This is a genomic window from Streptomyces sp. SM1, assembly GCF_002910825.1.
Taxonomy (GTDB): domain Bacteria; phylum Actinomycetota; class Actinomycetes; order Streptomycetales; family Streptomycetaceae; genus Streptomyces; species Streptomyces okerensis.
On record NZ_NEUB01000795.1, the window covers coordinates 1 to 6,315 of the forward strand.

Annotated in this window: 4 protein-coding genes and 1 pseudogene; all 5 read right to left on the minus strand. The window is 71.3% G+C overall.

Going from position 1 to position 6,315, the window contains the following annotated elements:
* A pseudogene (locus B9S61_RS41035) lies at positions 1–217 on the minus strand (hypothetical protein); the annotation flags it as partial.
* A 21-nt stretch (positions 218–238) separates the two neighbouring features.
* On the minus strand, positions 239–466 hold the full coding sequence (locus tag B9S61_RS41040; protein WP_181007506.1) for a hypothetical protein: 228 nt from the start codon (positions 464–466) through the stop codon (positions 239–241).
* Between the two features lie 13 nt (positions 467–479).
* Positions 480–3,056, minus strand: coding sequence for a 1,4-alpha-glucan branching enzyme (glgB, locus tag B9S61_RS24380; protein WP_103544163.1), 2,577 nt, complete (start codon positions 3,054–3,056; stop codon positions 480–482).
* 77 nt (positions 3,057–3,133) lie between these two features.
* Positions 3,134–4,552: a maltokinase gene (locus B9S61_RS24385; RefSeq protein ID WP_103544164.1), complete on the minus strand. Its 1,419-nt coding sequence runs from the start codon at positions 4,550–4,552 to the stop codon at positions 3,134–3,136.
* Positions 4,553–4,664: 112 nt separating this feature from the next.
* Positions 4,665–6,315: maltose alpha-D-glucosyltransferase (treS, locus tag B9S61_RS24390; RefSeq protein ID WP_103544165.1), on the minus strand; the 1,651-nt coding region annotated here is incomplete at its 5' end.

Genomic DNA, 6,315 nt, shown 5'->3' on the forward strand with positions numbered 1-6,315 from the left:
ACCGCTCCCGCGCCCCACCCTCCGGCTCCGCGCGACCCGCCACGGGATCGGCGCCGGAGCCGGCGTGGTCCACGACCGCGGAGAAGAAGGACCAGCCGTCCACCTCCAGATCCCGCGGCGGGGAGGGGATCTCAGGAGCGGGCGCGGCGGCGCCGAGCAGCCGGCGGACCGTTCCCGGTTCGTAGAGGTTGAGCCAGGCCTGATCGGGGAGACGCACCACCGTGCCCGCCTCGAAGAATCAGTTCGAGATGATGTGGTGCGGGCCCGGGGCGAAGACCAGGGACAGCCGGCGCCGGCCGCCGCGCGTCCTGCGCCGCCTGGTGTTCACCCCGACGCCCGACGCCTCCGGGAAGAGGGAGAGGGTCACCCGGCAGTCGGCGTAGTCGGGTCCCACCCGTTGCCGGACCGTCCAGTACCAGACGGTCCCGTCCACCACGAGGCGGCGGACACGCCGGTCGTTTCCCATCGGGCCACTGTAGTCAGGCCGGGCGCAGCCACACCGTCGCCAGGGGTGGCAGGGTCAGGCGGATGCGGGCCGGGAAGCCGTGCCAGCCCTGTGGTTCCGGCTTGACCGGGTCGGGGTTGGTGACGCCACTGCCGCCGTAGCGGCCGGCGTCGGTGTTCACGACCTCGTGCCAGGCGGGCACGTCGTCGGGGACCCCGATCCGGTAGTCGTGGCGGACCACCGGCGCGAAGTGCGACACCGCGAGCAGCGGGGTGCCGTCGGAGTCGTACCGCAGGAAGGCGAACACGTTGTCCTCGGCCGCGTCCCCGGTCACCCACCGGAAGCCGGACGGTTCGGTGTCGCCCCACCACAGCGCCGGGGTGTGCCGGTACACGGTGTTGAGGTCGCGCACCAGGTCGCGCACCCCCCGGTGGTCCGCCTCCGCGCCGTAGTGCGGGTCCAGCAGCCACCAGTCCGGTCCGTGTGCCTCCGACCACTCCGCCCCCTGCGCGAACTCCTGCCCCATGAAGAGGAGCTGCTTGCCGGGATGGGCCCACATGAAGCCCAGGTAGGAGCGCAGGTGGGCGCGCTGCTGCCACCAGTCGCCGGGCATCTTCGACACCAGCGACCCCTTGCCGTGCACCACCTCGTCGTGGGAGATCGGCAGCACGTAGTTCTCGCTGTACGCGTACACCATCGAGAACGTCATCTCGCCGTGGTGGTACCGGCGGTGCACCGGTTCATGGCTCATGTACGTGAGCGAGTCGTGCATCCAGCCCATGTTCCACTTCAGCCCGAAGCCCAGCCCGCCGAAGCCGCTGGGCCCCTCGTGGTGGGTGGCCCGGGTGACGCCGTCCCATGCGGTGGACTCCTCCGCGACCGTCACGACCCCCGGCACCCTGCGGTACAGGGTCGCGTTCATCTCCTGCAGGAACGCCACCGCGTCCAGGTTCTCCCGGCCGCCGTGCTCGTTCGGCGTCCACTGGCCCGGCTCGCGCGAGTAGTCGAGGTAGAGCATCGAGGCGACCGCGTCCACCCGCAGCCCGTCGATGTGGAACTCCTCGCACCAGTAGAGGGCGTTGGCGACCAGGAAGTTGCGCACCTCGCGCCGGCCGAAGTCGAACTCCAGGGTCCCCCAGTCGGGATGGGCCGCCCGCAGCGGATCCTCGTGCTCGTACAGCGGCCGCCCGTCGAACTCCGCCAGCGCCCACTCGTCGCGCGGGAAGTGCGCCGGTACCCAGTCCATGAGTACGCCGATGCCGGCCCGGTGCAGGGCGTCGACCAGGTACCTGAAGTCGTCGGGGGTGCCGAGGCGGGCGGTGGGCGCGTAGAAACCGGTGACCTGGTAGCCCCAGGAGCCGCCGAAGGGGTGCTCGGCCACCGGCATCAGCTCGACGTGGGTGAAACCGAGGTCCTTGACGTACGCGGGCAGCTGGTCGGCGAGCTGCCGGTAGGTCAGGCCCGGCCGCCAGGAGGGCAGATGGACCTCGTAGACGGAGAACGGCGCCCGGTGCGCGGGCACGTCGGCCCGGCGCTCCAGCCACTCCGCGTCGTCCCACTCGTACGCCGAGGACGTGATGACCGACGACGTCGCGGGCGGCACCTCCGTGCGGCGGGCCAGCGGGTCGGCGCGCAGGGTCTTCGAGCCGTCGGGGCGGGTGATCTCGAACTTGTACAGCTCGCCCTCGCCGATCTCCGGCACGAACAGCTCCCACACCCCCGTCGAGCCCAGCGACCGCATGGGGAAGCCGGTGCCGTCCCAGAAGTTGAAGGTGCCGGCCACCCGCACCCCGCGCGCGTCGGGCGCCCACACCGTGAAGCGGGTGCCGGTGACGCCCTGGTGGGTCATCGGGTGCGCGCCGAGGACCGTCCACAGCTCCTCGTGCCGGCCCTCGCCGATCAGATGCAGGTCGAGCTCGCCGATCGTGGGCAGGAAGCGGTACGCGTCCTCGGTCTCCTGCACCGTCCCCTCGTACGTCACCAGCAGCCGGTACGCCGGTACCTCGCGCAGCGGCAGCAGCCCCGAGAAGAAGCCGTCCCCGTCGTCGTGCAGTTCGACGGTCAGCCCCCCGGAGACGACGGTCACCGCCAGGGCGTACGGCCGGAACGCCCGGAAGACGACTCCGCCGGGCACCGGATGCGCGCCGAGCACGGAGTGCGGGGCGTGATGCGTACCGTCCAGCAGCCGCTCCCGGTCGCCGCTGTCCACGGCGGGGGAGACGGCGATCTCCAGATCCATCTCGGGCGGGACGGGTGAGGGCGCGGGCGACGGGGCGGCGGCCTGCCCGGCCTTCTTCCTCGCGGCGCCCTTCCCGACGGCCGGAGCCTTCTTTCCCGCGGCCTTGTCCGCGGCTTTCTCCGCCGACTTGCCCGTCGGCTTTCCCGCCGCCTTCCCCGCGGCCTTCTTCGCCGCCTTCCTCACCGTTGTCTTCTCGGTCGCCGCCTTCGCGGCCGTGACCTTCGCCGCCGCGGCGGTCTTCTTCGCGGGGGCCTTCTTCGCACGGGCCTTCTTCACGGCTGCCTCCTTCCGTGCGGGCGCCGGTGGCTCGGTGCGCCGCTGCTCGGCCGGCTGCTCCGGATGCGAACCGCTGGACGTGGGGCGGGGGGTCACGGGCGAGGCCTCCAGGACGACGGTCGGGCTCGGGCTCGGGATCGGGATCGGGGGACAGGACCGGGGCCGGATCCGGGTCAGACCCGGTCGGCGGAGGCGAGCCGGTGCGCGGCCGCCAGCGGTACGGGGAGCCAGTCGGGCCGGTGCCGGGCCTCGTAGACCGCTTCGTAGACCGCCTTGTCGGTCTCGTACGCGCGCAGCAGCACCGGCTCGGTCCGCGGATCCTGGCCCGAGGCCTCCGCGTACCCGGAGCAGTACGCGGCCCGGCAGTGGCCCGCCCAGTCCGGCTGCGGCGGGTCCACGGAGCGCGCCGCGTAGTCGAAGGACCGCAGCATGCCGGCGATGTCCCGCACCGCCGGCTGCGGCATCCGCCGTTCCGCGAGCGGACGGGCCGGTTCCCCCTCGAAGTCGATCAGCGACCATTCTCCCGCCGGGGACCGCAGGCACTGCCCGAGGTGCAGATCGCCGTGCACCCGCTGGGCGGTCCAGGTGCGGCCCTCGGCGGCCAGATCGTCCAGCGCCGTGTACGCGGAGCGCAGACCGTCCGCGTACGGGCGCAGCGCGGGCACCGCGTGCACGGCCGCCTCCAGCCGCTCGGTCATCCCGGCGACCATGGAACCGAGCTGGGTGTGACCCAGCGTGACGGTCGGCAGTGCGCGGGCCAGCGCGGTGTGCACCTCGGCGGTGGCCCGTCCGAGGGCCCGCGCCTCGGCGGTGAAGTCCTCCCCCTTGGCCAGCTCCCGCAGCGCCAGCTCCCACCCGTCCGTCGCGCCCTGCACGAACGGCTGGAGCACCCCCAGGACGTACGGCTCGGCCGCGGGCGCCGGGCCGGGCAGCTCGCCGGGGTCCGTGACCAGCCAGGCCGTCGGCGGGGGCACCCGGGGGCAGCCCTCGCGGGCCAGCGCCAGCGGCAGCTCCAGGTCGGGGTTGATCCCGGGCACGATCCGGCGCAACAGTTTCAGGATGAACGTGTCTCCGTAGACGACCGACGAGTTCGACTGCTCGGCCGTCACCAGACGCGGCACCAGACCGGAGCGGATCTCCAGGTGAGGATCCCGCTCGAAACGAAGCCCGCCGATCCTGGCCCGGGTGCGCAGGGCCTCCAGGAGCAGTTCGGCGGGCCGGGTGTCGTGCAGGGCCTCGTAGACCGTCCGTCCGGCCAGCGGGCCCCGTGTCACATGACCGATCAGCGCGGGCGCGAGCCGGGGCGGCAGCGCCTCGCGCACGCCTATGAGCAGCTGGTAGCAGTCGCCGGGCTGCTCGTGGCCGGCGTGTCCCGGCTGGAGCGGCTGGTGGGCGCGGACCAGCAGGTGGTACAGACCCGGTTTGGCCGTCGGCGGCAGCAGCTCGGTGGCCGCGACCAGGGCGACCCCGGTGACCGGGCGGCCCTTGCCGGCGAACCAGCGCTGCCGCGGCAGCCACTCCCTCAGCAGCGGATCCAGTGACGCAAGGAGGCCGGGCGGGGTCGTGACAGTACGTGTGACGGCTTCCGACATGGCGTCGCGTCCTTTCCCCTCTTTCGGCGTGCCTCAGCGGGCGCCGCCGGTGGGCGGGGTGTTACTGATGCGTGCCCAGGGCGGGCCGGTGAAAACCGGCCCGCCCCGGGTTCTAAGCGGCGTCCTTGCGCAGCCGGAACCAGTAGAAGCCGTGCCCGCCGAGGGTCATCAGGTACGGCAGCTCCCCCACGGCCGGGAACCGCACCCCGCCGAACAGCTCCACCGGGTGCCGCCCCTCGAAGGCGCTGAGATCCAGCTCCGTGGGCTGTGCGAAGCGGGAGAAGTTGTTCACGCAGAGCACCAGGTCGTCCTCGTACTCGCGCAGGAAGGCGAGGACGGCGGGGTTGGAGGACGGCAGTTCGGTGTAGGAGCCGAGGCCGAAGGCGGGGTTCTGTTTGCGGATCTCGATCATCCGGCGGGTCCAGTGGAGCAGGGAGGAGGGGGAGGCCATGGACGCTTCGACGCTGGTGACCTGGTAGCCGTAGACCGGGTCCATGATGGCGGGGAGGAAGAGGCGTCCGGGGTCGGAGGAGGAGAAGCCGGCGTTGCGGTCCGGGGTCCACTGCATGGGGGTGCGGACGGCGTCGCGGTCGCCGAGCCAGATGTTGTCGCCCATGCCGATCTCGTCGCCGTAGTAGATGATCGGTGATCCGGGGAGCGACAGCAGGAGGGCGTTGAAGAGTTCGATCTGGTTGCGGTCGTTGTCCAGCAGGGGGGCGAGGCGGCGGCGGATGCCGATGTTGGCGCGCATGCGGGGGTCCTTGGCGTATTCCGCCCACATGTAGTCGCGTTCCTCGTCGGTGACCATCTCCAGGGTCAGTTCGTCGTGGTTGCGCAGGAAGATGCCCCACTGGCAGCCGGAGGGGATGGCGGGGGTCTTGGCGAGGATCTCCGAGACGGGGTAGCGGGACTCGCGGCGCACGGCCATGAAGATGCGGGGCATGACGGGGAAGTGGAAGGCCATGTGGCACTCGTCGCCGCCGGCGGAGTAGTCGCCGAAGTAGTCGACGACGTCCTCCGGCCACTGGTTGGCCTCCGCCAGGACCACCGTGTCCGGGTACTGGGTGTCGATCTCCTTGCGCACCCGCTTCAGGAACGCGTGGGTCTCCGGGAGGTTCTCGCAGTTCGTCCCCTCCCGCTGGTACAGGTACGGCACCGCGTCCAGCCGGAACCCGTCGATCCCCAGGTCCAGCCAGAACTTCAGGGCGGAGATCATCTCCTCCTGGACCGCCGGGTTCTCGTAGTTGAGGTCCGGCTGGTGCGAGAAGAAGCGGTGGAAGTAGTACTGCTTGCGTACAGGGTCGTACGTCCAGTTGGACGCCTCGGTGTCGACGAAGATGATGCGGGCGTCCTGGAACTGCTTGTCGTCGTCGGCCCACACGTAGTAGTCGCCGTAGGGGCCGTCCGGGTCCTTGCGCGACTCCTGGAACCACGGGTGCTGGTCGCTGGTGTGGTTCATGACGAAGTCGATGATCACGCGCATGCCGCGCTGGTGCGCGGAGTCGACGAACTCGACGAAGTCGGCGAGGTCGCCGAAGTCGGGCAGCACGGCGGTGTAGTCGGCCACGTCGTAACCGCCGTCGCGCAGCGGCGACTTGAAGAAGGGCGGCAGCCACAGGCAGTCGACGCCCAGCCACTGCAGATAGTCGAGTTTGGCGGTCAGACCCTTCAGGTCGCCGATGCCGTCGCCGTTGCTGTCCTGGAAGGAGCGGACCAGGACCTCGTAGAAGACGGCTCGTTTGAACCAGTCCGGGTCCCGGTCC